23 protein-coding genes and 2 CRISPR repeat arrays are annotated in these 25,566 nt (G+C 70.1%); of the genes, 10 read left to right on the top strand and 13 right to left on the bottom strand.

Features of this window, described 5'->3' with window-relative positions:
* Window positions 1-4: 4 nt before the first annotated feature.
* The 9 genes from ACSIH6_RS03875 to ACSIH6_RS03915 all read right to left on the bottom strand — a co-directional run bounded on the left by ACSIH6_RS03875 (window position 5) and on the right by ACSIH6_RS03915 (window position 8,744).
* Window positions 5-1,630 carry a hypothetical protein gene (locus tag ACSIH6_RS03875; protein WP_435106641.1) on the bottom strand — a complete coding sequence of 542 codons (1,626 nt, stop codon included), beginning with the start codon at window positions 1,628-1,630 and terminating at the stop codon, window positions 5-7.
* Entirely contained in the window at window positions 1,627-2,592 is a 966-nt protein-coding gene (locus ACSIH6_RS03880; RefSeq protein ID WP_435106643.1) for a hypothetical protein, read from the bottom strand. Before ACSIH6_RS03880 ends, ACSIH6_RS03875 begins: the two co-directional genes overlap by 4 nt.
* On the bottom strand, window positions 2,589-3,725 hold the full coding sequence (locus ACSIH6_RS03885; RefSeq protein WP_435106645.1) for a type III-B CRISPR module RAMP protein Cmr6: 1,137 nt from the start codon (window positions 3,723-3,725) through the stop codon (window positions 2,589-2,591). The genes ACSIH6_RS03880 and ACSIH6_RS03885 overlap by 4 nt, the downstream gene beginning before the upstream one ends.
* The gene (gene cmr5 / locus ACSIH6_RS03890; RefSeq protein WP_435106647.1) at window positions 3,691-4,137 is read right to left on the bottom strand and encodes a type III-B CRISPR module-associated protein Cmr5; all 447 of its coding nucleotides are present in this window, start codon (window positions 4,135-4,137) and stop codon (window positions 3,691-3,693) included. The genes ACSIH6_RS03885 and cmr5 overlap by 35 nt, the downstream gene beginning before the upstream one ends.
* On the bottom strand, window positions 4,130-5,056 hold the full coding sequence (gene cmr4, locus ACSIH6_RS03895) for a type III-B CRISPR module RAMP protein Cmr4 (protein WP_435106649.1): 927 nt from the start codon (window positions 5,054-5,056) through the stop codon (window positions 4,130-4,132). The genes cmr5 and cmr4 overlap by 8 nt, the downstream gene beginning before the upstream one ends.
* A complete protein-coding gene (locus ACSIH6_RS03900; RefSeq protein ID WP_435106651.1) occupies window positions 5,047-6,144 on the bottom strand; it encodes a type III-B CRISPR module-associated Cmr3 family protein in 1,098 nt (365 codons plus the stop codon). Before ACSIH6_RS03900 ends, cmr4 begins: the two co-directional genes overlap by 10 nt.
* A complete protein-coding gene (locus tag ACSIH6_RS03905; protein WP_435106653.1) occupies window positions 6,141-7,970 on the bottom strand; it encodes a Cas10/Cmr2 second palm domain-containing protein in 1,830 nt (609 codons plus the stop codon). The genes ACSIH6_RS03900 and ACSIH6_RS03905 overlap by 4 nt, the downstream gene beginning before the upstream one ends.
* Window positions 7,967-8,362, bottom strand: a complete 396-nt coding sequence (cas6, locus tag ACSIH6_RS03910) for a CRISPR system precrRNA processing endoribonuclease RAMP protein Cas6 (RefSeq protein WP_435106655.1) — start codon at window positions 8,360-8,362, stop codon at window positions 7,967-7,969. The genes ACSIH6_RS03905 and cas6 overlap by 4 nt, the downstream gene beginning before the upstream one ends.
* A 244-nt stretch (window positions 8,363-8,606) precedes the next feature.
* On the bottom strand, window positions 8,607-8,744 hold the full coding sequence (locus ACSIH6_RS03915) for a hypothetical protein (protein WP_435106657.1): 138 nt from the start codon (window positions 8,742-8,744) through the stop codon (window positions 8,607-8,609).
* Between the two features lie 314 nt (window positions 8,745-9,058).
* Window positions 9,059-10,551: direct repeats of the CRISPR family, unit length 29 nt; unit sequence CGGTCCATCCCCACGTGCGTGGGACTCAC.
* 165 nt (window positions 10,552-10,716) lie between these two features.
* Between ACSIH6_RS03915 and cas3 the strand changes: the two genes are divergently transcribed.
* Genes cas3 through cas2e form a run of 8 tightly spaced genes read left to right on the top strand, consistent with a single transcriptional unit; the run spans window position 10,717 to window position 19,804 of the window.
* Window positions 10,717-13,473: a CRISPR-associated helicase Cas3' gene (gene cas3, locus ACSIH6_RS03920; protein WP_435106658.1), complete on the top strand. Its 2,757-nt coding sequence runs from the start codon at window positions 10,717-10,719 to the stop codon at window positions 13,471-13,473.
* Between the two features lie 52 nt (window positions 13,474-13,525).
* Complete coding sequence (gene casA, locus ACSIH6_RS03925; protein WP_435106660.1) at window positions 13,526-15,103, top strand: type I-E CRISPR-associated protein Cse1/CasA; 1,578 nt, start codon at window positions 13,526-13,528, stop codon at window positions 15,101-15,103.
* Window positions 15,100-15,852, top strand: a complete 753-nt coding sequence (gene casB, locus ACSIH6_RS03930; RefSeq protein ID WP_435106662.1) for a type I-E CRISPR-associated protein Cse2/CasB — start codon at window positions 15,100-15,102, stop codon at window positions 15,850-15,852. The genes casA and casB overlap by 4 nt, the downstream gene beginning before the upstream one ends.
* Window positions 15,849-16,982 carry a type I-E CRISPR-associated protein Cas7/Cse4/CasC gene (gene cas7e, locus ACSIH6_RS03935; protein WP_435106664.1) on the top strand — a complete coding sequence of 378 codons (1,134 nt, stop codon included), beginning with the start codon at window positions 15,849-15,851 and terminating at the stop codon, window positions 16,980-16,982. Before casB ends, cas7e begins: the two co-directional genes overlap by 4 nt.
* Window positions 16,979-17,737, top strand: a complete 759-nt coding sequence (cas5e, locus tag ACSIH6_RS03940; RefSeq protein ID WP_435106666.1) for a type I-E CRISPR-associated protein Cas5/CasD — start codon at window positions 16,979-16,981, stop codon at window positions 17,735-17,737. Before cas7e ends, cas5e begins: the two co-directional genes overlap by 4 nt.
* Window positions 17,734-18,417, top strand: a complete 684-nt coding sequence (locus tag ACSIH6_RS03945; protein WP_435106668.1) for a type I-E CRISPR-associated protein Cas6/Cse3/CasE — start codon at window positions 17,734-17,736, stop codon at window positions 18,415-18,417. Before cas5e ends, ACSIH6_RS03945 begins: the two co-directional genes overlap by 4 nt.
* Window positions 18,418-18,431: 14 nt before the next feature.
* Entirely contained in the window at window positions 18,432-19,418 is a 987-nt protein-coding gene (cas1e, locus tag ACSIH6_RS03950) for a type I-E CRISPR-associated endonuclease Cas1e (protein ID WP_435106849.1), read from the top strand.
* A complete protein-coding gene (gene cas2e / locus ACSIH6_RS03955; protein ID WP_435106670.1) occupies window positions 19,418-19,804 on the top strand; it encodes a type I-E CRISPR-associated endoribonuclease Cas2e in 387 nt (128 codons plus the stop codon). The genes cas1e and cas2e overlap by 1 nt, the downstream gene beginning before the upstream one ends.
* A 392-nt stretch (window positions 19,805-20,196) precedes the next feature.
* Here cas2e and ACSIH6_RS03960 read toward each other — a convergent pair whose 3' ends face one another.
* On the bottom strand, window positions 20,197-20,409 hold the full coding sequence (locus ACSIH6_RS03960) for a hypothetical protein (protein ID WP_435106672.1): 213 nt from the start codon (window positions 20,407-20,409) through the stop codon (window positions 20,197-20,199).
* Between the two features lie 123 nt (window positions 20,410-20,532).
* Here ACSIH6_RS03960 and ACSIH6_RS03965 point away from each other — a divergent pair, with 123 nt between their 5' ends.
* Together ACSIH6_RS03965 and ACSIH6_RS03970 are read left to right on the top strand one after the other, a co-directional pair.
* Window positions 20,533-21,342: a hypothetical protein gene (locus ACSIH6_RS03965; RefSeq protein ID WP_435106673.1), complete on the top strand. Its 810-nt coding sequence runs from the start codon at window positions 20,533-20,535 to the stop codon at window positions 21,340-21,342.
* Between the two features lie 66 nt (window positions 21,343-21,408).
* Entirely contained in the window at window positions 21,409-22,038 is a 630-nt protein-coding gene (locus ACSIH6_RS03970) for a hypothetical protein (RefSeq protein ID WP_435106675.1), read from the top strand.
* Between the two features lie 231 nt (window positions 22,039-22,269).
* Here the strand turns inward: ACSIH6_RS03970 and ACSIH6_RS03975 are convergent, their stop codons facing one another.
* The 3 genes from ACSIH6_RS03975 to ACSIH6_RS03985 all read right to left on the bottom strand — a co-directional run bounded on the left by ACSIH6_RS03975 (window position 22,270) and on the right by ACSIH6_RS03985 (window position 25,549).
* Window positions 22,270-22,617, bottom strand: coding sequence for a hypothetical protein (locus ACSIH6_RS03975; RefSeq protein ID WP_435106677.1), 348 nt, complete (start codon window positions 22,615-22,617; stop codon window positions 22,270-22,272).
* 173 nt (window positions 22,618-22,790) lie between these two features.
* Window positions 22,791-22,949: a hypothetical protein gene (locus ACSIH6_RS03980; RefSeq protein WP_435106679.1), complete on the bottom strand. Its 159-nt coding sequence runs from the start codon at window positions 22,947-22,949 to the stop codon at window positions 22,791-22,793.
* A gap of 77 nt (window positions 22,950-23,026) precedes the next feature.
* Window positions 23,027-24,334: a CRISPR direct-repeat array (repeat unit 29 nt; unit sequence CGGTCCATCCCCGCGTGCGCGGGGCTCAC).
* A gap of 138 nt (window positions 24,335-24,472) precedes the next feature.
* Window positions 24,473-25,549, bottom strand: coding sequence for a C40 family peptidase (locus tag ACSIH6_RS03985; protein WP_435106851.1), 1,077 nt, complete (start codon window positions 25,547-25,549; stop codon window positions 24,473-24,475).
* Window positions 25,550-25,566 lie beyond the last annotated feature (17 nt).

Raw genomic sequence — 25,566 nt, forward strand, 5'->3', positions numbered from 1 at the left:
GTTCCTACCTTTCGTTGCGCCAGCGCCGGTGGGCCAGGGGCGCGGTGATGGGTTGGTCGTCCCACAGGATCTGGGAGAAGACCCCTGCCGCCAGGCACCAGGCGGTGGCGGCCACCAGAATCGCCAGGGGGTCGGGTGCTGACGGATCCTGTTCGGTCCCGTCCGTCTGGGTGCCCGTGGGCTGCTCAGCAGCGGCGACTGGTTCTTCGCTGGCGGAGGCGTCCGGGCCGTACCAGACAGCGGTGAGCTTGCCGCCTTCTTCGGAGAAGACCGGTGCGATGACGGCCATGCCCAGCAGAGCCACCAGGAAGGCATGCGCCAGGCCGGTGAAAGTCACCGAGGCGGCGCGGCCGAGCACGCGCCTCGCGTCCTTCCAACGCTCAGTCTTCCCGGCCTGGGACTGTCCGGAGTTGTGGTTGCGCGCCTCCACGAGCAGGTAGCCGAAGGACGCCCCCACCAGCAACAGGGACAGACCGAGGAGCTGCCCGCCGACGGAAACCGACGTCCACCAGTCCGGGTGCAGCGCCACGAGCACGATCAGGCCCACCGCCGCCGCGGCAGGCAGGCGCAGCATGAGCGGCATGGCCCAGAACCGGCCGTAGGTTACGGTGCCCGCACCGACGAGTAGGTAGAAGAAGGCCGCTGCCACCAGCGCGGGCAGAAACCCCAACCCGTCCACTGTCAGCGCTACCACCGCCAACACGACTGCCACCAAGGCGGCCAGCCCGGTGAGGCCGAACAGCACCAGCGGGCCGCAGGCCGGGGTCCGCCGCTTCCAGCCCGTGACCGCGGCCCAGGCGTGTCCGGCGGCGAACCGGGGCAGGAGGTGCTGTTCCACCACCTCCTCCAGCACGGCCCGATCCGCCGGGGGCACGCTCCGTGGTCCGGTTGGCGCCTCGGCCAGCTCCGCCAGTACCAGCGGCTCACCGGAGAAGGAGGACTCGAACGCCAACAGGCGGAGTTCGTCCTCGAGCATGGACGGGGAGGCCTGGTCGAGCAGGGGAACCGACTGGTACTGGTTGAGCTGGACGCGCCAGGACTCCCGGGCTTCCCTGGCCCCGCGCACCAGTTCCGCCCAGGTCCCATGACCGAACACGTGCGCCAGTTCGCCCTCGTGGGGGTCCTCCCACACCGGACTGTCGCGCTGCCGGAAGGGTTCGGACAGGGCCAGAAAGCGGGTGCGGGCGGCGAGTGGCAGCAGATGCCGATGTCCGCGCGCCCGGGGCGCGTCCGAGCTGACGTACTCCCACAGGAGGTCGGAGCACACCGCGAACACCTGCCAGTAGCGTGCGCTGTCCTCTTCGCTTCCGCGCCCGCCCAGCACCGACGGGAGCAGATCGAGCAGGCCGTACGGGCGGTACAGCAGCGCCCGCACAGCGGTGGCGCTGCGGTCCAGGTACTCCAGGGCCTCCCGCCGGGTCGGTACCGGATCCCGTTGCTGCAGTTGGTCGTCGGCAACCCTGGCCAGGAATCCCCTCAGCTCCGCCGCGCGCCAGACCTGCCTGTCGTTGACGGGGCCGACCGCGTCGCGACCGGTGTCGGCAAGCTCCCCTACGCCCCCGATGAGCCGTTTCCTGAGTGCCGGGGCCAGCCCTCCCGGAACATCGTGTTCCTTCTGCCCCGCTGTCATGTCTCGGTCTTCGGGGGGAGGAGTTCGCGCAGCGCGTGGCCGAACGGGGTGAGCTTCAGGGTTCGGCCGTCCTCATCAGCCTCGTAGGCGAAGCCCAGCAGTGTGGCCATGCCAGCCGGTTTGGGCGGCAGGGTGCCGTCCTTCGTCGCCCCGGCGATTTCCTCGCGCAGCAGTCGCAGCGAGAAGGAGCGCAGAGGCAGTTCGACGGAGAGCAGGTCGCGGCTGAGCTCGTGCAGGGCGAAGGCTCGAACCCTGCTCTTGCCGCGCAGGCTCCGCAGCGCCTCGCCCAGACTCAGCAGGAAGGGCAGGGCTGCTTTAAACCCGCCGGACAGGTGGAAGAAGGCCGTGTCCCCGGCCTCCTCCAGTATCCGGTCCACGCCGCGGCCGAGCGCGCCCAGGCCGCGCATGGCCTCGACGAACCCCGCGGAGTCGCCCGCGTCGAGACCGGGCAGGCGCGCGATGACGACCTTGCCGCGTTCCTCATGCACTCGCTCACTGGGCTCGGCCAGGTAACGCACCCGGCCCAGGTCTCCCCCGGTCAGGACCACGGCGTTGAACAGGGCGGCACGCAGTCCCTTGGCGGTGTCGCTGCTGATGAGCACGGCGGTGTCGTGGTCCGGCAGTTCGAGGCTGTTGGTGTGGGGGTTCCTGGCGGCCAGGGTGCTCAGCTCGGCGCTGGCCCGGGCGGGCCACATGCGAGGGTCGACGCGTTCGAGCAGGTCCTCCAGGTTCTTGCGGTCCTGTCCGGAGTCGGGGGTGGTGACCGCGAAGAGCCAGGCCGAGGCCCGTCTGGCGTCCTCCGCGCGGTCGCCCGTCTCCCGGTCGGTGTCGTGGAACTCTTTCTCGGCGGCGGCGACGCGGGAGCTCAGCCCGCTGTCCTCGATGGTTTTGCGCAGCTCCGTCTTCGTGACCTGGAGGTTGTCGAACAGGCTCACGCCGACGGTGATCAGGTGTACGGTCACCGGGTCTCCTCTTCGATGACCTCGCAGGTGAAGTAGCCGTGGCTGGTGCTAGTGCGGCCTCCGCCGCCAACCTCGTCCCCGGCTCTGCTCAACCAGTCGGCGACGGTACGCAGGTCGTCGGGGTCCTCGCCCACCAGGTCCACGTGTAGCTCTCCGCTGATCGACAGGAAGGGCACCGGTACCGGGCTGTGGTGCTCGGTGGGCGGACGCGGCCCGTTCTTGGTCTGCGCTCCGTTGCGTCCGGTCTGCTCGTCCGTCCCGGCCCGGCCCTCCTCGCCGTCCCCGCCGTGCTCGCCACTCGGGAAGGTGTCGGTGTAGTAGGGCTGCTGGTGCGGGGTGACGGTGTCGCTGTGCACGCTCACCCCGCGCTTGCCGGGCAGGGCGTCCAGGAAGACCACGCTCCCGCGCCCCTGCGGCGGGCTCGTGGCCGGGGAGCTTCCTGGGCGGGGGTCGCCCAGGACGCGGCGGACCTGTTCCTGGCCGGCCTCCGCCAGGCGTGCACCCGCCGCGGCCAGGCCTTTGAGGGTGGATGCGGGGATCACCGGCCACCCGTAGGTGCCGTGCAGGGCCAGACCGCTGTCCAGGACCCCGTACTGCAATCCCAGGCCGGTGACCAGCCGCCACTCAGTGGCCAGGCGCAGTCGCAGTGTGCGGGCGCGGGGTCGTCCGGTACCACCTGAAGCGGCCGGGGTACCGGTCGCGCGCGGTGCGGTCAGCCGCTCCAGGAGTGCCCGCCGGCGCTCCAGCACGGCCTCCAGGTAGGGGTTGCGCTGCTGTCCGGCGTCGGACTCGGTGGCCCAGGTGTGCAGCGGGGTGTGCGGCTGCCAGCCCTCCAGTCTGCCCTGGTCCTGGGTCTCCTTCTCCTCCCGCATCTTCTCGAAGGCCAGTCGGCGCAGGACGACGAGGGCATTGGCGTGCGGCTCCACGTTGTGCCGCCCGAACTTGAGCGTGGTGTGCCCGGGCGCGGGTCCCCTGGTGCTCTTGGCGGCGTCGCGGTCGCCCTTCTTGGGGTGGGGTTTCTGGTGGACCCAGATCCGGGCCCCCAGAGGGCCGTGGGCCGCGCCCCGGGTAGTGTCCCCGGGGACGGGCGGGGGGTTCTCAGGCCTCCTGCCGCTCTTCCTGTTCGCGGGCATCGTCCTCACCCGCCTTCGGTGCCTCGTAGTAGGCGTCGGCCAGACGGCTCAGCCACACGGCCAAGGCGTCGACCTCGGCGGACACGCGGGCGTACCGGCGGGTGTCGGCCTCGCTCAGCGCGCGCATGAACTCCCGCTGGTCGATGTCGGGGGCCAGGTCGCCCAGGAGCTTGCGCTCGGCCACGTGTTCGGCGATCTTGGCCGCCAGGCGGTGGTAGGCGTAGCCGAGGCTGTCCTTGGGGTCGTTCTTGCTCTTGGAGAGAATGAACGCGTAGGTGGCGGCCAGCCCGCCGCCGCGCAGCCGTGAGGACAGCTGTCGCATGCGTGTGCGCAGTTCCCGGCTGACCTGCTCCGGGAGGATGTCGTGGGCGACCCTGGCCAGGCGCTGGTCGACCCTGGTGGCCTCACGCATCGGGTGCCTCCACAAGCCGGGTCCACACCAGTCCCTTGCCGAGAGACTCGTCCCCACCGATCTGGAAGACGGCGCCATGCAGCAGCTCCCTGAGCCGTTCCCGATGCCGGGCGTGGTCGCCGCGGTTCCCACGCAGCGCCAGGGCCGACACCAGCAGGGTCTCCGCTGGCAGGTACTCGCTGGTGAACGGGCCGTGTTTGACGGTCTTGGTCGCGGAGTCGAGCTGAATGCGCACCGAGTGCTCGGTGCACTCGCGGACCAGCTGTGACATCACGTCCGCACCCACCACCAGCAGGTCGTCGTGGAACTTGGCGGCCGGGACCGACATGTGCGGCTCATCGCCGATCCCCTCCTGGGCGATCAGCTCCGCCCAGGCCGCCACCGGGTTGGCCTCGCCCTTTTTGGGGTGGTCCACCTTGACCAGGCAGGGGCCGAGCACTTGGCCCTGGTCGTGCCACTCGGCGGTGGCACACGCGCCTTCGGTCTCCCTGACCTTGGGGACGGCGGGCAGATCGCGTCCGGTGCGCGCGTAGGTGTGCTTGCGGGCCAGCCGGTTCAGGGCCAGCGGAGAGGTGGCCCAGGCGAAGGTGCTGTGCAGGGTAGGCACCGGCAGGGCCAGGAGCTGAGCGTCTCCCACCGACAGCAGGCCAGCGGTGGTGTTCACCCCGGGATCACCCCCTCCCCCGGCCATCTTGCCGAACACCTCGTCCAGGAGGGCTCCCTCCTTGCCGGTGTCCCCCCAGCCCGTGTCCCGGGCGAACTGCCGCAGGGCGCCCTTGAGGCTCTGGCCCCACACCACCGGGTAACCGGTGGCGGCCTCCCGTTGGATGGGCAGGTCCACCGACCCTTCGGCTTCGGAGCCCCCGGCGTGCAGCGGGGACTCCACGTACAGATAGAGCAGGTAGTTCTTCAAGACCACACTCCGGTCAGAACGACACCGAACCCGGCCGTGTCCATCCGCTCGCGGGCGGCCGGTCCCAGAGCCCTGCGGTGGGACCGCTTCGCCCAGAACGCGGCGTCGTCGGGGTTGGCGAATTGCAGGTAGTAGACCGAACCCGGGGGGACCGCCCACATGAGCGTCCGAGTTCGGAGGAAACGCTGGTGATCCTGGACCGGGGACGCGGTGGCCACGGGCAGGGGCTCGCCCACGCACGCCGCGACCAGTTCGGCGCTCGGGGGCAGCGGCGGCAGCCATCCCCGCTCCCACACGGCGGGGGTGGCCACGTACACCAGTACCTTGCCGTCGGGGAATGCCTCGGGGGCCTCGGGCCAGTCCAGCCCCCGGACGGGGGCCACGTCCGCCAGGCGGCTGAGTCCTCCGAAGCGAACCGGACCCGCGGGGGTTTCCACCGCTCGGCGCTGCTTCGGGGTGGGGGTCACCTCAGCGCAGAACGCCCAGTCCTCGGCCAGACGCAGGTGGGTGCTGGTGTACAGCAGCCCCGTGCGGGCCGTGCGGGTGTCCGGATCCAGGCCCAGGCCCACCCGGGTCTCCGGGGAGAGTGGGTCGTCGGGCTGTTCCAGATCGCTGAGGGACAGCAGATCTTCTTCGTCCTCCAGTTCACCGTGCAGGTAGGAGCGCAGGACATGGCCGGGCACCAGTCCGGTGAGCGGTTCGGTGTCCCCGGCCCCCTCCGGAACCGACAGCGGGCGTAGCCCTTCGACCCCGTGCTGCCGGGCGAGGGCCGCCAGGTCACTGGAGACACCGGTGTCAGCCCCGAGCACACCGAGCCGCCACACGTCCTCGCGTCCGCTCTCGCGCACAAGGTCCAGGGGAACCGGCAGATGGGGCGTCCACCGCCCGTCCACCCGCTGCGCCAGGACGGGTCCGCGCACGCTCTCGGGCTCCCCGCCCAGCGCGGGGACCAGTGCCCCGGCCACGGTGGAGGGCCAGGGCCGCACGGTGTGCGCCACGCCCCCCGCCCCGGCGTCGAAGGAACGGCCGTCGCGCACCTGCACGGTGTCCCGGGGGATCAGGGCCAGCCACCTCCTGTGTGCTTCGTGGGTCACGGCGCCTCCTGACGCAGGAACAGGGCGACCCGTACGGCGTTCTCGTCCACCAGGCGTCCGGGAGGAGCCATCTGCTCCAACGCCCCGGCGGCCTCGTCGGCGAACTCCGACCTCAGCTCGTCCTCCTCCTTCGCTCCCAGCGGCCGTTCCCCCGCAGGAGTGCGCACGTGCGTGTGCCGGAAGACCAGGCGCCGCAGTTCCTTACGCGCCGCGTCCAGGGGCAGGACGTGCCGGAACAGTTCGCTCTCCCGTGTGTCCCCGCCGTCCAGGTGCACCCGCTCGGCCCTCAGGTCGTCCAGCAGCCCCGGGGTCAGCCGGACACGTGCCTGCGGCCCTTCAGAAGTGAACACTTTCAGTGCCGCCACAGGGTCGGTGCCACCGGCCCAGTCCAGAACACACTCGGCGTGCGCACCGCTGTTGCGCACCATCCCCACGCCCAGGGCGTGCTTGTCCGGGCGCTGCTTGGCCGCCTCCAACAGTTCATGGGAGCGGTTCAGGGCCCGGCGCAGCGAGGAGCCGTGGTGGAAGAACAGCAGTCCGGTGCTAGCGGTGGGCAGCTGCGAAGGAACCGTGTCGTGGCACACCCGGGCCGCCTCCAGTGCGTAGGCGGCCGGGACCAGCGCCAGCAGGTCGTCGCCGCCCGCGTACACCACCGTTCCGCCCACGCGTCCCAGTGCGGCGCGCTGGTCCCGCGCCACGTCCGACAGCAGCCCTGAGATGCGCTGGTGCTCCTCCTCGGACACCTCCAGGCGGGAAGCCCCGGTGTGCGGCCGACCGGACAGGAACCGGCCCATGGAGTCCAGATCCTGCACCAGCACCGCCAGGTGTGGCGAGGGCGGATCCACACCGTGTCCGCCCATCGCCTCGGTCAGGGCGCGGGCGGCCTCCCACCCGTCGCGCACGGTCTGGATGAACTCCGGGTCGGCCGCGTCTCGGGAGAACTCCCGGGCCAACGCTTCAACGTGCCAGGAGCCAGGGAACACCCACCGGGACCCCTTGGCGCGCAACCACTCGGCGTGTTCATCGCCGGGTACTTCCTCCAGCCAATCAAGGGGCTGTTCTCGCACCGGGTCCTTCCCCAGCGCGAGGGCGCACAGGCGCAGGTACTGGACCAACTCGGGGACGGCCGGGTCATCCCGCCACAACCGCAGCGCCGCGTTCCGGTAGGGGGAGGATGCGATGGCGTTGGTGGAGGCGAACCCCGAGGCCCGGCCGGTCTTGGTCTTGTGCCACAGGCGTTTGACCCAGTTCGGCTGGGCCAGGAGTTCCTTCCCCTGGTGTTCCGGGGCGGAGGCAGGGGCCTCGGACGAGCGCCAGCGCGGGGACAGCGAGCACAGCTCGCGCAACTCGTCCCAGGGCTGGGAGAAGTCCCGCACGTTCTTGCGCTCGGCCAGCGAGCGCTGGGCCAGAGACCAGGCATGGGCGTAGGGTCCGGCTTCGGCGGGCACGCTCACCCACTGCACCACCGGCCATCCCGGGATCAGGTTCTGAGATACACCGAACACCTCTTTCACCCAGTCCTCCCAGGTGTCGGCCAGGTGCGCTTCGGTGACGGCCGCCGCCTGTGCCCCCTTCCCCTCAGGCAGCAGGGCCACGACCCGGTTGGGCATCCCGTCGTCAGCGCCACGTGTGCCCTCCCTCGTGGGGGCGGGAAAGACGATCCGCGCCCCAGGCACCAAGGACAGGTGGCGAACCGCCTCAGCGGCCAGGTGGGCAACAATCTCGCTGGCCGAGCGCAGGTCGGCGGTGGTGCGGGACTCGGTGATGAAGCGCTGCACGCCGGACAGGGCGAGGACGACCAGGTCGCGCGGTTCGGATTCGCTCATACATTTTCGTTCTGTGAGGGGTGGCGGGCCTGTTCGGTGGGCGTGGTGCTGATGGGGCCCGTGGGTTTCTCTCGGACAGCGTCCCGATTGCACTCTGGCCCTGGACGAGCGGGCTGCTCGTGTAGGTGCACGCGGACGTGCCCGAGACCGTGGGTGGTCTGCGCGCCCACCCCGGCGAAAGCCGCGAAGGACCACAGGGCGACGAGGGCGCGTTGGGCCGCGAGTGAGGCTCGTGTGGGCAGGCCGAAGACCGCGCTGCCGACGAACCCGGTGCGCTGGTGGCGGCCGTCGCCCACCGGTTGGGGCGGATGTCGTGGCGGGCCAGGTGCGCTGCTTGAAGGACCTCGGTGACCGCGTCGGCTGGGAACGGTTGAGGGCTGAAAGCGGCCCATCGTCGGGCGAGCCCGGCGAAGAGGAGTTCAGGGTCCAGGAGCGGGAGTTGACGTCCGGCCCGGTTGACGTAGGCGGGGCTGGTGAACTCCACGGTCGTCTTGTGGGCGGGCGGGGTGGCAGCCAGGCGGATGTAGGGCTGGGCCCGACATCCGGTGAGGGTGAGGCAGACGGTGTGCTCTCCCAGGCGTACCGGAGCGGTCAGGCGGACGGCCAGGTCGGGCTCTGTGGGTTCGTCCAGCCAGCTCAGCAGGAACGCTCCTCGTCGAGGGCGGCGGTGAAGGGCTTGGCCTGAGCGGCGTGATCGCTGGCAGGGATCTCCAGCAGATAGCAGGCCAGAGCGTGCAGATGGGAGGAGGAAACCATGGAAGGTGGTGGGGGCATAGGGGGTGAGTGTCCACTGGGTGGGCACACAGTCTCCTCAAGGGCACTCTCGTAAGGCGAATGGAAAGCAGGAGTCCGGGTGTCGGATGCGGGGAGGCCGTCGCTGGGTGGAGCCACGGTAGCAACGCCAAGCCCGGTCTGGCAGGGGAAAGCGGGATGTGGCCGTTTCCGGCTCAGGGCTGGCGGCGGGGATGCTGGTGGGTCAAGATGAACAGGGGTGTGGCCCTGCTCGCAGCTGAAGGTACGCCTTTGCACACCGAAGCCGGTACGTACCAGAGTCTTCGATAAAACCGGTACGAAACATTCCCCTGCCACGGTCCATCCCCACGTGCGCGGGACTCACCTGTCGGACAGGCCCGACTCCTGCGCGATCTCCGGTCCATCCCCACGTGCGTGGGACTCACCACCGCCCCGGTGCGCACAACTCGGGACACCCGCGGTCCATCCCCACGTGCGTGGGACTCACTCCGAGCGGACCGCTTCGTATTCCTCGTTTTTCGGTCCATCCCCACGTGCGTGGGACTCACCTCGTTGCGGATGGTCTCGCTCACGGTGGTGCCGGTCCATCCCCACGTGCGTGGGACTCACCGCGGAGGCGATCGCCGCCGAGGCCAACGAATCGGTCCATCCCCACGTGCGTGGGACTCACGGGGAACCTGTCGTGACCGTCACCGTGTCCGACGGTCCATCCCCACGTGCGTGGGACTCACCCCTGCTTCGGCGGACGGCCCGCGGGGGACTTCGGTCCATCCCCACGTGCGTGGGACTCACTTGCTGGAGCCGGGGAGGGCGAAAGGAATGTACGGTCCATCCCCACGTGCGTGGGACTCACAACAGGAGGTCCCTCTCCGGAGGGGCCTCCTGCGGTCCATCCCCACGTGCGTGGGACTCACTAACGCGCAGACGCCCGCACGTGGTCGAACAGCGGTCCATCCCCACGTGCGTGGGACTCACGTCTTCCGCCGCCTCCCCGACATGTTCGAGTTCGGTCCATCCCCACGTGCGTGGGACTCACGAAAATGAGGTTCCGGATGAGGAATCCGACCCGGTCCATCCCCACGTGCGTGGGACTCACCCGGGACGAGATCGGCGCCACGGGCTGGACGCCGGTCCATCCCCACGTGCGTGGGACTCACGGCCGCCCCGGGTTCTCCTCCGACGAACCTCCCGGTCCATCCCCACGTGCGTGGGACTCACCGCCGCGCGAAGACCCCGCACCGCGAGCGCGCCGGTCCATCCCCACGTGCGTGGGACTCACGGCCCGCTCCGGCCTCAGTCAACACGATTGGACGGTCCATCCCCACGTGCGTGGGACTCACCCGGCGGTAATGCCGCTAAGGTCATTGAGCTGCGGTCCATCCCCACGTGCGTGGGACTCACAGCGACATCACGGCGTATCCGCTGGCAGTCGGCGGTCCATCCCCACGTGCGTGGGACTCACTCCTCTACGGCCTTGTCAGACATGCCGGAGAGCGGTCCATCCCCACGTGCGTGGGACTCACCTCTGCTGGTAGCCGCTGGCCTCAGCGGTGATCGGTCCATCCCCACGTGCGTGGGACTCACCGACCGGTTGGGGTAAGACCACTACAGGTCTGCGGTCCATCCCCACGTGCGTGGGACTCACGTCCACGAACGTCTCGGTGGACACGCGCCAGGCGGTCCATCCCCACGTGCGTGGGACTCACTCGCTGCGGCGGGGGAGCGGGGCGGGTGTGGCCGGTCCATCCCCACGTGCGTGGGACTCACATCTGTTCCGAGATAGCCCGGTACTGTTCCCCCGGTCCATCCCCACGTGCGTGGGACTCACCGCTTAACGACCTGCGACAACGCGGGGCGTTATCTCCGCGAGACCTACTGACCAGTTCAGAAATGGCCGACCCCGGCCATCCCTCCCGAAAACCCCGCGAAAAGTCCTGCCCCGGCGCTAACTTCGCCTCACACCATGCTCTCATGACCGCTGGAGCACACCAGGATGACCGCCGATCCCCCTGTTCCCCCCGATCCCGCCGAGGATCCGACCCACATCGACCTCTGCCTCTGGGCCAAAGAACGCCACCTCCGCGGCCACCGGTACCCCTATGTCCTCCACGCCCTCGACGCCACCGCCGCCGCCCTCGTCCTGTGGGACGTCGTGCTCTCCAGCGGGCTGAAGCGCCGGATCACCGCGGGCCTGGGCACGGACGAACACCACGCCCGCGCACTGGTCGCGTTCTGGGCCGGCTGCCACGACATCGGCAAGCTCGTCCGTGAGTTCCAGGAACAGGTCCCTTTCGACCTGTCGGCCTACCCCGATGACCCGCATCCCGGGGACAAAGTCGGCCACTCCTTCGTCACCCATCAGTGGCTCGTCACCGCGCTCGGCTCTCTCGGCTACGACGACGAGGACGGGTACACCGCGCACCTGGTCGCTCAACTCCTCGGAGGTCACCACGGGGTCTACCCGGAGCTCCTCGACGAGTACACGACACCGCGATTCCAGGACGGCCCCTGGCAGGAACAGCGCGAACGTTCGACCCGGCTCGTCCATGAGGCGGCTGGCTCCCCGGAGCCGCCCGCCCGGTTCGAGGCCGCGGTCGCCCACCTGGTCTGCGGACTGGTCATCCTCGCCGACTGGCTGGTCAGTCAGGAGCACTTCCTGCTTAACCAGCTCAGGACTCCTCCTGCCGACGGTGGCCGCACGGCCCTCCTGGCGCACTTCCAGGCCTCGGCTCCCAGGATCATCGCCCTAGTGCAGGAAGCCGGACTGCGCCGCCTCATCACCGCCCCCGCCTCGTTCACCGAGTCCTTCCCCGGGTTCACACCCAACGGCCTCCAGGACTCGCTCGCCCGCCACCTCCCCGACCTGTGCGCGGAGGGCGGCCTGGTCCTGGTCACCGCGCCCCCGGGCGAGGGCAAGACCGAGGCCGCCCTGCACGCCGCGGACCTCCTGGGCAACGCCACCGGCCACGACGGACGTTTCCTCGCCCTGCCGACCATGGCCACGGCGGACCAGATGTACGGCCGGTTGAAGAAGTACGCGCAGCACCGTTCCGAGGTCGGGTCCCCCCTGACCCTGCTCCACTCCATGGCCTGGCTGAACCCGGAGTACGCACCCACGGACCGGGACCTGGCCCGCAGCGACGACCTCGCCCCCACAAGCTGGCTCATGAAGGCCAAACGAGGCCTGCTCGCGTCCTGGTCGACCGGCACCATCGACCAGGCCCTCATGGCCGTCCTGCCCTCCCGGCACAACGCCGTGCGCATGTTCGGCTTGGCCGGAAAAGTCGTGATCGTGGACGAGGTACACGCGGTCGACCCGTACATGCAGATCCTCCTGGAGCGCCTCCTGCACTGGCTCGGCGCCTACCGTGTCCCGGTCGTGCTGTTGTCCGCGACCCTGCACCACTCGGTGGCGAACTCGCTCGTGAAGGCCTACGTCACCGGCTCCAAGGGCAAGGTGAAGCGGTCCGCGCCGCCGTTCGTGGAGAAGATCAACTACCCCTGCTGGCTCCACGTTCACCCCGGCAGCGGCGAGGTCACCGCCAACCCCGAACCGTTCGGCACCACGAAGCGGGACCCGCTGAAGGTCGACCTGGTCCCCATACCCCTCAAGGACAAGCGCCCCGACCGGGAACAGGCCCTGCGCGACCTGTTGTCACCCCTGGTCTCCGAAAGCGGGTGCGCCGCCGTCATCTGCACCACCGTCGCCGAGGCCCAGCAGACCCGGAACCTGCTGGCCTCGTGGTTCGCCACTCTGGAGGACCCTCCGGAACTGTTCCTGCTGCACGCGCGCTTCCCCCAGGACCAGAGGACCCGCATCACCGCGGAACTCACCCGGAGGCTGGGCAAGGAGGGCGCCAGAAACGGCGACCGCCCCACGCGGGCCGTCATCGTGGCCACCCAGGTGATCGAACAGTCCCTGGACCTCGACCTGGACCTGCTCGTCACCGACCTGGCCCCCGTCGGCCTGCTGCTGCAACGCGCGGGCCGCTGCTGGCGGCACGAGCACTTGGGAGTCGTCACACGCCCCGCCTGGGCGACGGAGCCGCGGATGGCGGTGCTCGTCCCGCAGGAGGAACAGAGCAGGGGGCACGTGCCCCGTTCCTGGCAGTACGTCTACACCCCCTCCCTGCTGATGCGCACCCACACGCTGCTGGCCCGCAGGGCCGGTGCGCACGTGAGGATCCCGGAGGACATCCAGGCACTGGTGGACGACCTCTACGACGACCCGACCCTCATCGAGGACGTCACCGCGGACATCAAGCGCATGGGTGAGGAGTTGGCCCTGCGCACCCACGGGCGCAACGCGGTCATCCCCACCAGCCGGGAGGTCTACGGGGACCTGTCCCCGCTCACCAAGGCCGACTTCGAGATCGGCGAGCACTTCCTGGCCACGCGTTTCGGTGCGGACTCGGTGCGGGTCCTGTGCTGCTACCGCGACGTGCACGGTGACCTGTGGTTGGACGAGGCCCTGAGCCGACGCCTGCCCGCCGCCGACTCCGAGGGCCGGATGTCCGGGGAGGACCTGCGCGTGGTCATCTCCCGCACCATCCCCCTGCGGGCCGACCGGAACACGCGGCCGCCCCTGGCGGAGGCCAACCGGGTTCCGAAGGAGTGGGAGAAGAACTTCCACCTGCACGACCTGGTGCTCCTGGTCCATCCGGTCGGCGACGGCACGACCGGCGAGGCCGTCCTCGGTGACAGGCGCCTGTACCTCCACCCCGACAACGGTCTCGAAGAATGCACCTGATCCCCATCCGACCCCGGACTCCCCCATCCGACCGACCCTCCACGGAGCGACGGTGACCCCTTCCTCGTACGACCTGGCCGAACGGCCCTGGCTGCCGGTGCGCGCGGCCGACGGCACACCCGCTCCCGCGGTCGGGCTCAGCGAACTGCTGTGCCGCGCACACGAGTTCTCCGACATCGAACTGCCGATCCCTCCGGCCTCCGCCCAGTTGTGGCGGGTGCTGACCCTGCTGGCCGCCCGCGTCACCGGTCTGGACTTCACCGCCGAGGCTGGCGACTGGTACCGGGCGCGCCTCAAGGTCCTGGACGCGGGGGCGTTCGACCGCAACCGGGTGGAGGCCTACTTCGCCTCCCTTCCGGGCCGCTTCGACCTGTTCCACCCCGAGCGCCCCTGGTCGCAGGATCCACGCCTGCGCGAACAGTGCGCCAAGACCTCCGGGGTCAACAAACTCGCCTGGGGCCGCACCGCCGGGCAGAACCAGGTGTGGTTGGGCGGCCACCACCACGACCTGGCCCCGGTGCCCCTGCCCCCTGACGAGGCCGCCTGGCACCTGCTCGCCACCCTCGGCTACGGCCCCTCCGGGCGCTGCACCTCGCGCACGGTCGACGGCCGCTCCGAGGCCAACAGCACCGCGGGCCCCCTGCGTGGGACGGTGTCCTTCCACCCGTTGGGGCGGACTCTGTTCGAGAGCCTGGTCCTCAACATCCCCTTCGACGGCGACAGCGACGACGAGCCCGGCGACGTCGAACCCGCGCCCTGGGAGAGGGAGGCCCTGCCCGATCCGCTGGGAGCACCGCAGGAGTCCACCGGTCTGGCCGGAACCCTGCTGAACCAGGCCTCACACGCGGTCCTGCTGGTCCCCGACCCGGGGGGCGACAAGGTCGTCGACGCCTACGTCACCTGGGCACGGCGGGACCGGCCGGTTCCCCCCACCGATCCCTACCTCATCTACCTGACGAGCAAGGAGGGCCGCCGGTACGCCCGCCCCGCCGACGCCACGCGCGCGGTCTGGCGCGACCTGGACTCGCTGCTGTCGGAGGACTCCCAGGACCGGTTCCGTCCCGCACTGCTCGGTCACCTCACCAGCGCCACCCATCTCCCCGATGGGCTGCGACGGGCACTGCGACTGCGCGCCTTCGGCTTCGACCAGGACGGCCAGACCCGCGACCGCCAGTGGTTCACCGCGAACACCCCGGCGGTCCTGCGCTGGCTGGAGGACTCTGACGACCCCTCCGAGGAGGCCGTCGCGGCACGCACCCGGATCCGGCTCGCCCGCCGTTCGGCTGAGTCCCTGGGGCTACGCCTCAAGAACGCCCTGACCGACGCCTGGAAGGAGGGCAACAGCCCCTCGGGCGGTTCCGGGCGCACCGACACCGGGACCGGTCCCTGGCTGCGGCGCGGCCTGTCCCGGTACTGGTCCGAGGCCGAGGCGGAGTTCTGGAGGATCGCTATGGACACCGAGGCCAAAGGCCCCGGCATCGCCTTCTCCCGCCTGGCCCTGGCCGCCTATGACGAGGTGACCGGTCCCTACTGTTCCCGCCCCCGCGTCGCCGCCGTGGTGGAACGGCATCGACGACAGCTGTTCCTGCGGCGGCCCACCCGCCACACCGACCAAGGAGAGACGACATGAGCAAGGCGAAGGAGGTCCTCTACGCCGCCGACCGGATGGCGGAGAACCTCGAAGACCGGGTGCGCGACGAGCCCGCCGTGCGGGCCGTCCTGCGGCGGGCGAGCGGCAAACGGGTCGAGGACCCGGCGGTCCTGCCGGTCCACGGGTTCGTCGCGCGCTACCTGGACCGGCTGCTCACCTCCATCGAGTCCGACGACAAAGCCCGATGGTGGTTCCCGGAGAGGGACGTGGAGCGCGCCTTCTACGGAGTGGCCGCGATGATCGCCGCCCAGCCCCGCCAGGCCCGCGACCGGGCCGACGCGGAGGACGACGAGAGCTCTCCCGAGCAGGCTCCACAGGACGCCTCCCCAGCCGACCGGGGGACTCCCAGTGAGGAGGGCGCAAAGCAACGGGTCGCCGATCCGCTGAGGAGGCACGCCAACCTCGGCACCGCCCTCGGCGGGGCCGTCACCAAGAACCGGCTCAACGCGGACACCACCGAGGCGCGCCTGCACCTGCTGTGCCGCCAGTCCGCCGACGGGGTGCACGCGCAGCTCCCCCGCCTGATCCTGTACGCCCGCGGCGAGAACGTCCGCATCGACTGGGGGCGCCTGACCCTGGACCTGTCCCGCTGGGGAGCCGACCGCGACTCCGTGGCCAAGGAGTGGATGCAGGGCTACCACCGCACCATCGAGACCGAGAGGGCCAGGCGCGAAGAAGCCCGGGCCCAGCACACCAGCACCGACGACTCCGAGGACCACGCAGCATGAGCACCCCCACGTTCCTGGACGTCCACGTCCTGCACACCCTCCCCTACTCCAACGTCAACCGTGACGACCTGGGCTCTCCCAAGACCGTCGTCTACGGCGGCACCGAGCGCACCCGCGTCTCCAGCCAGAGCTGGAAGCGCACCGTGCGCCACCAGGTCGAGGAGCGTCTGGGCGACCCGGCGGTACGCACGCGGCGCATCGTCGGGGAGATCGCCGGGCGCCTCACCGCCCTGGGCTGGGATCCGTCCCTGGCCGAGCAGGGCGGCCGCCAGATCGTTCTGTCCGCGGCCAAGGGCGGGATCAAGCTGGAGAAGGAGAAGGAGGGAGAGTCACAGGCGACCTCCGTGCTCTTCTACCTTCCCGTCTCCGCCGTCGACGCCCTGGCCGCTATCGCCCACGAGCACCGCGAGGCGGTGGCCAAGGAGTCCGCCAAGAAGACCCCCAAGGGGATCCTCCCCGCCGACGACATCGTGGCGGTCCTGCGCTCGCGCAACGCCACCGTCAACCTGTTCGGACGAATGCTCGCCGAACTGCCCTCCACCGAGGTGGACGGAGCCGTGCAGTTCGCGCACGCCTTCACCACCCACGGCACCAGCGTGGAGGTGGACTTCTTCACCGCGGTCGACGACGTCCCCAAGGAGAACGACCGCGGCAGCGGCCACATGAACGTCGGCCAGTTCAGCACCGGCACGTTCTACCGCTACGCCAACATCGACCTGGCCGGGCTGCTGCGCAACCTGGACGGGGACACCGCGGCCGCCCGCGAGCTGGTGTCGGAGTTCCTGCGCGCGTTCCTGGGCACCGTCCCCTCGGGCAAGCAGAACGCGACCGCGGCGATGACCCTGCCCGACCTGGCCCACGTGGTGGTGCGGTCGGACCGGCCGATGTCGTACGCGCCCGCCTTCGAGGCTGCGGTACGCGGCACGGAGGGGTTCGCCCCCGCCTCGGTGTCCCGGCTCAGCGACTACGCCGGGAAGCTCGGTCAGCTCTGGTGGCCCGACACCGTCGTGTCCTCCGTCCACGCCGGGATCGACGACAAACCGGTCGAGCACCTCGGTGAGCGTCTGACGGGCTACCCGAAGCTGGTCGAGACCGCCGTGGCCGCCGCCTACCCCGGGGCCGGGTCGTGAGCGGTCTGCTGCTGCGCCTGGCCGGACCGATGCAGAGCTGGGGGGAGCACAGCGCGTTCGGGGAACGCGACACCCTGGCCTTCCCCAGCCGGTCCGGCCTGGTGGGCATGTTCGCCGCCGCCCAGGGCGTGGGTCGGGACGAGGCCCTGGAACGCTACGACGAGCTGAGGCTGCTCGTGCGCATCGACGCGCACGGCGTCCGCATGACCGACTTCCACACGGTCGGCGGCGGCCTGCCCCGCGAGCGGACGGTGCCCACCGCCGAGGGCAAGCGGCGCCCTGAGGGCGCCACCACCATCGTCACCCGGCGGGCCTACCTGGCCGACGCGGTGTTCACCGTGGCCGTCACCGGCCCCGGGACCGAGGACATCGGACGCTCCCTGCTGTCCCCCCACTGGCAGACCTACCTGGGGCGGCGCTCGTTCGTCCCCGATCCCCTGCTGGTGCTGCGGGTCCAGGCCCCCGACCCCGAGCACGAGCTGCGCACCGCGGTGCCGCTGCCACGCCGCCGTGTCCCGGAAGGGCAGGAGACCGTGGAGGTCGAGCTGGTCTCCGAGCAGGTCCCGTCCGGTGACACCACCTCCGACGGCAGGACCGTCCTCAACGACGTCCCCCGCTCCTTCGTCTCGGCCCACCGCCGGTACACGAGCCGGGAGGTCCGGGTGGAGAGGACCGCGCTGTCCGCGAAGCTGGTCTCGGACAGCATCTGGAAGTACCAGGAACGCCTGTTGGCCTACGTCAAGGAGCACCGTTGACCTGGCTCACGAAGATCACCCCCGACCTGTCCTCGCGTCAGGCCCGCGCCGCCTTCGCCAACGCCGGGGAAGTGCACCGGCTGCTCATCGGCCTGGTCTCGCCTCACCTGGGTGAGGGGCGCATGCCCTCACCCCGCCAGCACACCGGCCTGCTCTTTCGGGTGGACGAGGGCCGCACCGGACCGGTCCTGCTCGTCCAGAGCCACGACCGGCTCGACCTGGCCCAGCTCGCTGGCGGAATCGGCGAGGCCGCCGAGCGCGATCTGGCGCCCTTCCTCGACGGGCTGGAAAAGGGGAAGGAGGTGCGCTACCGCCTGGCGGCCACCCCGAGCAAGAGGCTCGGCAAGTCGGAGAAGAACGCCGAGCGCCTCGGCGACCGCGCACGCCCGGGGGTGAACGCCTACACGCGGCCGCTGTACGGCGCCGACGCCGAACAGTGGTGGCGCGACCGCGCCGAGCGTCACGGACTGGAGCTGCACGAGGTGCTGAGCACCGGCCTGGGTCCGGCCCTGGACCCAGGCAGGAGCGGCAAACGCAGGGTGCGCCTGCACATGACCCGGTTCGACGGCCACGCGGTGGTCAACGACCCGGAGGCGGTACGCAAGGCCGTGGTCGAGGGCGTGGGCCGGGGCAAGTCGTTCGGCTGCGGCATGCTCAGCCTCGCCTCGGCGGAGTGGTGAGGCCGGTGACAGAGATGAACGGGTCCCAGGCGCGCAAGGCGCTGGCCCGACCAACCCTGGCGATGCTGCCGAAGGTGTCGGACAACCTGTCGTTCCTGTACGCGGACATCTGCCGGATCGTGCAGACCGACACCGGGGTGTGCGCCGAGGTCGCCGCCGGAGCGGGCACCGTGCACCGGGTACAGATCCCGACGGCCTCCCTGGCCTGCCTGCTGCTCGGTCCGGGCACCTCCATCACCTCGCCCGCGCTGGCGACGTTCATGCGGCACGGGACGACGGTGGTCTGCTGCGGGTCGGGCGGCATCCTGCACTACGGAAGCCTGGTACCCGAGAGCCGCACCACCGCGTGGCTGGACCGGCAGGTGCGGGCTTACGCCGACGACACGGCGCGGTTGGCCGTGGCACGGCGCATGTACGCGATGCGGTTCGGGGAGGAGGTGGAGGAGGGCATCGGAATCGAGCGTCTGCGAGCCCTGGAGGGGCAGCGCATGAAAGCGCTGTACCGGAGTCTGGCGACCAAGCACCGGGTGAAGCCGTTCAAGCGCAACTACGACCCGGCCGACTGGGACGGGCAGAACCCGGTGAACAAGGCCCTGTCAGCGGGGAACGCGGCCCTGTACGGGGTGGTGCACTCGGTCATCGCCCACCTGGGCTGCTCCCCCGCCCTGGGCTTCGTGCACGCCGAGAAGCAGCAGTCGTTCGTCTACGACATCGCCGACCTCTACAAAGCGCGGACCACGATCCCGCTGGCGTTCTCCCTGCACGCGGCCGAGAATCCCGAAGGGCGGGCCCGGACGCTGTTGCGGACCGAGCTACAGCTCTACAGGATGATCCCGCGTATGGTGCGGGACATCCAGGCCCTGCTCGACCCGGACATCGAGGACGAGAACGAAGACGAGAGCCCGGAGGCGACGCCGCTGCGGTGGCGGGTGGTCGACCTGTGGGACCCCACCGCCGGCGCGGTCTCGGGCGGAGTCAACTACGCCGTGGAGGGGCGCTGATGGGGTCGATGGTGGTGATCGCCACGACCGCGGTCCCGGACCGGGTGCGCGGTGCCCTGTCCCGGTGGATGACCGAACCTGACGCGGGTCTGTACGTCGGCACGATGAACGCTCGGGTGCGCCAGGAGCTGTGGTCCGCCGTGAGCGCATCGGTGGGAGACGGCGCCGCGGTGTGCCTGCACACCGCCGACAACGAGCAGGGCTACGTCGTGCTCACGGCGGGCGAGCGGCGACGGCAGGTGCTGGACTTCGACGGCCTCCAGCTGATCCGGCTGACGGCGCAGGTCGATGAGGAGGAGGACCCGGGGTGGCTGCCTGAAGCTCCGGAGCGCCAGGCCGGGGACGGGACGCCCGAACCGGAGGAGGATCCCTTCCAGGGATTGTGAAGGAGACGGTCCCGCCCGGCGGGCGGGGCCGTCTGCGTCTGCCCGGAGTGCCGGTCGGCGACGACACCTGGAATCGAAACACTGATCATGTCTGGGTGAAGGCCCTCCACGACACGTGCTAGCTCGGGACCGCCTACTACGGGATCCCACTCACGGCCTCTTACCAGCGCGCGGCGCCGCGCGCTCGAGGCGCAGGCGCTACTGGTGGAAATGCTCCCGCGCCCAGTGCGCACGGGCAGGCTCTCGCCCAAGGCCGTGACCACTGATTCTGTCACCGGTAAGAGCTGAGGGGCTATGGCGGAGCCGCAGCACCCACTGCTAGAACGTAGGGCGCCGCTCGGTGTCTCCGGCGGCGTCCTTATGTCTTCCTCGCCCTTGGGCAGCCAGTGGTGTCACCTAGCCAGTATGACCAGTTCGGCCAGTGCCGTGGTGATGACGGCGGCGAGGGTGAGGGTGGCGACGGCGGTGGCGGCGGCGCGGACGATAGCCCTGGGGTAGCTGGCGCCGTCGCGACGGGCCAGGTAGGCGGCGCCCGCCCCGACCAGCACGGCCACGATCGTGACCAGGGCACAGGTCAAGATCAGCAGCATGATCCGCTCAGACATGGTGTTCTCCTCCGTCTGCGACGTGGTGTCGATGGAGTCGAATCTGACCAAATGCGTGTCTGTTATGGCCTCTCCAAGCCAGAATGAGACATCGACAGAGAGTTGCGCGGACGAGGAGATGGCGTGGACCCTACAGACGGCTCAAGCGACCTTGCCGGGGAGGCAGCGCTGGCCAAGCTACGCCAACGCATCCGAACCGCCTTCCACCAAAAGAACTGGAACCAGCAAATGCTGGCCGATAGGGCCAAGCTGAGCCGCGCCGTAGTGAACCCGGTGATCAGCAACACCAACAGCGCGACAGTTCCCTCCGAACGGACGGTGACGCACCTGGCCAACGCGCTCAGCCTGGATGCCGGTCCGCTGCTGGAACTACGGGCGACGGCCGTCGGCCCCGCGACCCCACCCTCGTCTGGTCTGGGAAAACTAATCAGTGAGTGGGATCCACACGACCTGGAAGTCCACCCCGCCATCGCCCATCCGGGCCGGCCCGCCGCGGCCGTAAGCGTCCCCCAGCGCGCCTCGACGAGGATGCCGGGGTATGTGCGCCGCAGCCACGACGACGCACTGAGCCAGGCCGTGCAGGCAGCCGTGGGTGGATCCAGTCAGATGGTGGTCTTGGTGGGTTCCTCCTCCACCGGCAAGACCCGCGCCTGCTGGGAAGCAGTCCAACCTTTGGCCGGTCAAGGGTGGCGGCTGTGGCATCCCTTCAACCCCACACGCGCCGAAGCAGCTCTGGACGATCTGGAGCGCGTGGCTCCGCGCACAGTGGTGTGGCTCAACGAGATCCAGCACTACCTCAACACCAGTAGCGGGGTTGGCGAGCGTGTCGCGGCGGCCCTGCACACCCTGCTCACCGCCCCCGACCGTAGTCCGATCCTAATCCTGGGCACCCTGTGGGAAAAGTACGCCAACGCCTACACAACCCTTCCGTAACCAGGGAGGGAAGACGCGCACTCCCAAGCGCGGGCCTTGCTGGAGGGCCGCCTAGTCCCTGTGCCCTTGGACTTCACCACCAACCAGCTCATCGAAGCCCGGAAATTGGCTCAGGCGGGCGACGACCAACTCGTCCACGCTCTGGAGCACGTCCGTAACGGCCGCCTAGCCCAGACGTTGGCCGGGGTACCCGAACTCATGCGCCGCTACCAGACCGCTTCCCCAGGCGCCCGAGCGCTCCTGCACGCAGCTGTGGACGCCCGCCGCCTCGGCGTAGGCCTACACCTGCCCCTGAAATTCCTGGAACAGGCGGGCGAAGGCTACCTCACCGACGACGAACTCGACGCTTTGGACGACCGCTGGGTGGAGCGAGGGCTGGCAGAGACGGGAGAACCAGTGCACGGCGGGAGGGCCCCGCTGCGCCGGGTGCGGATACGACGTCGCAGGCCCGATCAAAACGCTTCGGATACGCAAGGGCCCTTCTACCGACTGGAGGACTACCTCGAACAGCACGGCGCCCACAAGCGAAAAATGGTCTGCCCTCCGCTGTCGTTCTGGGAAGCCGGACACGAACATCTGACCGACCCCGGTGACCTGATGCGTCTCAGCGCGGCGGCCAGGAACCGTCATCATCTCTACTGGGCTGACCAGTTCAGGAGCAAAGCCGCCGACGCCGGAAATACCGATGCCCTGTGAACCCTCACACTCATGCGAGAGAAGGCCGGGGACCAGTAAGAAGCCGAAACAGCTAGCCCACCAAGCCGCCGACGCCGACCACACCCACGCTCTGCGGACCCTCGCACGCACGCGGAAGGAGGCCGGGGGTGAAGCGCTGTGGCCGTATGGTCTGGATCCTGATGGGACACCCTCACAACCATGGTGAGCTGCACCGGGTGTCCTCTCTGCCTCTACAGCCAGATCGACTGGTCAGTCGTCGCGCGCACGGGTCACGACGGTGTGCACCCAGGCCCCCAGGATCGCAGAGGTGGGGACGGCGACCAGTACCGCCCAGGCCAGACGCGCCGATCGGCGGTGCTCGCACACGATCGCGGATTGCGTCAGATCGTACGTGTCACCGGTTTGGTCGTCGTGAAGGTCCAGGTAGTCGGGATTGCTGTCAGCGAAGTCGATGTACTCCCTGGCGGGGGCTTGGCCGATCACGGGGGCACACACGGTCTCTCCGCGGCCACTGGTCTGTCCGTACGGTGGAACGAACACCAGGGCCACCAGCACGCAGCATCCGAGCACCGTGGCGATCTTCATCCACGCCCGCATCACAACCTCCACCGGTATGGGCCGACCGCCCCACCCTAGAGACCGTTCTCAGAAGGCATGTCACGGGGATGTTCACATCACGCGAGTGGAGGATGCCTTACGCGCCGACCGTGGGCCTGTCCCGGCAGTGGGTGGTCACGAGTCACGGCGTTAACGGAGCTCTTCAGGGTGGACTACCGTCGCCGCCGCTCGTATGCGGTGATCTGGCGCTTCTTCTGGGCCTCGTTGATGAACGTAGGAAGGGTGCCGTGCACGGGGCTGCCCCCTACGTAGCGCTGGGGGGTGCCGACCTTGGTGGCGCTGCACCAGATCCTGGTCTGACCACCAGGCACGAAAGCCCGGCACCGATCCGGCCACCGTGCGAACCGCGACTCTGACCGAGCGAGAGAAGTGAACCGCCTCGCGCGTCCAATCCATCCCCACGTGCGTGGGGCTCACCAATGGCTTGCCAGATAGCTAACAGCCACGCCGGTCCATCCCCGCGTGCGCGGGGCTCACAAGATTACATCGTCGTACTCATTCGTGTGGTGCGGTCCATCCCCGCGTGCGCGGGGCTCACCTGCTCATCCTCGTCCTGGTGCTCAACGTCATCGGTCCATCCCCGCGTGCGCGGGGCTCACAGCATGCCGCCCAAGAAGCCCGCGTAGACCTGCGGTCCATCCCCGCGTGCGCGGGGCTCACGTCCCGGTCACCGCGGAGTAGACCGGGGACAGCGGTCCATCCCCGCGTGCGCGGGGCTCACGCCCTCATCGACTACACCGTCGCCGTTCGCGACGGTCCATCCCCGCGTGCGCGGGGCTCACACGGCGGCGGTGAAGTAGGCGTCCCCGCCGCGCGGTCCATCCCCGCGTGCGCGGGGCTCACACGGACTTGAGCTTGTCCGTGTGGGTGTGCCGCGGTCCATCCCCGCGTGCGCGGGGCTCACGGACGCCGCCGCGCCGACGTGGACGCGCCCCTCGGTCCATCCCCGCGTGCGCGGGGCTCACCGCGGTCGCGTCAGGGGTAGGCATGAGCGCTCCGGTCCATCCCCGCGTGCGCGGGGCTCACCGGCCCTCGTCATGTCCAGAGCCCTACACGACCGGTCCATCCCCGCGTGCGCGGGGCTCACTGGCCCACGGTCGGCTGGAACATGTCCGCGAGCGGTCCATCCCCGCGTGCGCGGGGCTCACATGTCTGGCGGGTGGTCCCTCAGTGGACCAACCGGTCCATCCCCGCGTGCGCGGGGCTCACGTCAAGCTTGTACTTGACCGCCATAGGGGGTCCGGTCCATCCCCGCGTGCGCGGGGCTCACCGCCTGGTCGTGCTGGAGGACTACGCGCCCGGCGGTCCATCCCCGCGTGCGCGGGGCTCACGGGATCTCACCCCGCAGGGACAGCAGCCACGGCGGTCCATCCCCGCGTGCGCGGGGCTCACCGGTCCCCCTCCTGGGGGCCGGGCACCTCATCCGGTCCATCCCCGCGTGCGCGGGGCTCACGCGTCCTCCTCGTGCTCGGAGAAGGAGATGTACGGTCCATCCCCGCGTGCGCGGGGCTCACGTCCTACCGCGCACACGGCAAATCTAGTAACGCGGTCCATCCCCGCGTGCGCGGGGCTCACTCCCGCTCCTCCTCGGCCTGCTGCTCGGCCGCGGTCCATCCCCGCGTGCGCGGGGCTCACTCAGCTTTGACGCGAGCCGCGTCGCGGGCGACCGGTCCATCCCCGCGTGCGCGGGGCTCACGCTTAACGACCTGGGAAGACGCGGGCCGTTATCTCCCCGCAATCTAATCTGAGACACGCCAGCCGCCCTTGTAGCCCGTATGCGTCCATCCTCACACAACAGGAGCCAAGGATCCGCTCCAGCGTCCGATCAAGCTCCTCAGCCGGGGCGAACGGCGGACATGAAGCGCGCGGAGTAGTACGGCCCGTCGACGGGCTCCACGCGGATGGTCGTACCCGTACGCGGAGCGTTGACCATCTGGCCGTCACCGATGTACATCGTCACGTGCGAGGGGGCGGGCCCGCTTCCGGTGTCGTAGAAGAGCAGGTCCCCCGGAACGAGGGCGTCGGGCGATACTCGGATCCCCGTGTTCACCTGGTCGGTGGTCACCCGCGGGATCGACACCCCCGCAGCTCTCCAGGCCATCATGGTCAGCCCCGAGCAGTCGAAGCCGTCGGGCCCCACACCGCCCCACACATACGGCTTGCTGACCTGCCCGAGCGCCCACTCCGCGGCCGCCCTCCCCCGCTCGCTCCCCTCCCCCGGGACCGTGTGCCCGTCGGCAGAGGCGGCGGCTGCCGCGGCGATCTCCTCGTACTCGGCGATGTGCCCCAGAACTCTCTCCACGTAGTCGTCCCAGGCGTTGTAGCGAAACAGCGCCGCGCGGAGCTGCTCCGGGTCGGTGAAGTCGACCGTGTCCTCGGCGTGGCTGGTGCACAGCTCCACGGCGGTGGCCAGGGCGGCGTCGTAGACGTTGTGCGGATCCGCCCGCCCGTCGTCGTTGCCGTCGACGCCGAACTCTGCCCACCAGGCGGGCATGAGCTGGGTGACGCCGACGGCCGCGTCGAACTCGGTGTCGCCGTCCCAGCGGCCGTCGTCGGTGTCGGGGTGCGGGGTCCAGTTGTTGCCCGCCCCGGTTCCGTCCAGGCGGGGGCCGATGACGGGCGGTTCGGTGTCACCGTTCTCGGCGATGTCGTGCCCCGCAGCGTGGTGGGACTCCTCGTGGCCGCTCCCCGCGAGGATCGGCCAGCTCATGCCCGTGCAGCCCGCGTGTAGGTGGGCGAGGCGCTCGGCGGCCCTGCGGTAGGCGTCCAGGAGGACGGCGGAGACCCCCGGCACCCGGAGCGCCCGGGAGTTGGCCTCGCGCTCGCGTTCCTCTCCTCCGATGGCCACGGCCCCGATCAGGGGCACCAGCAGGAGCAGGCCGACGGCCGCTCCAAGGGCCGCTTTGAGCATCACGCCACCGCCACCGG

It is taken from the genome of Nocardiopsis synnemataformans (assembly GCF_965343085.1).
Lineage (GTDB): Bacteria > Actinomycetota > Actinomycetes > Streptosporangiales > Streptosporangiaceae > Nocardiopsis > Nocardiopsis alborubida.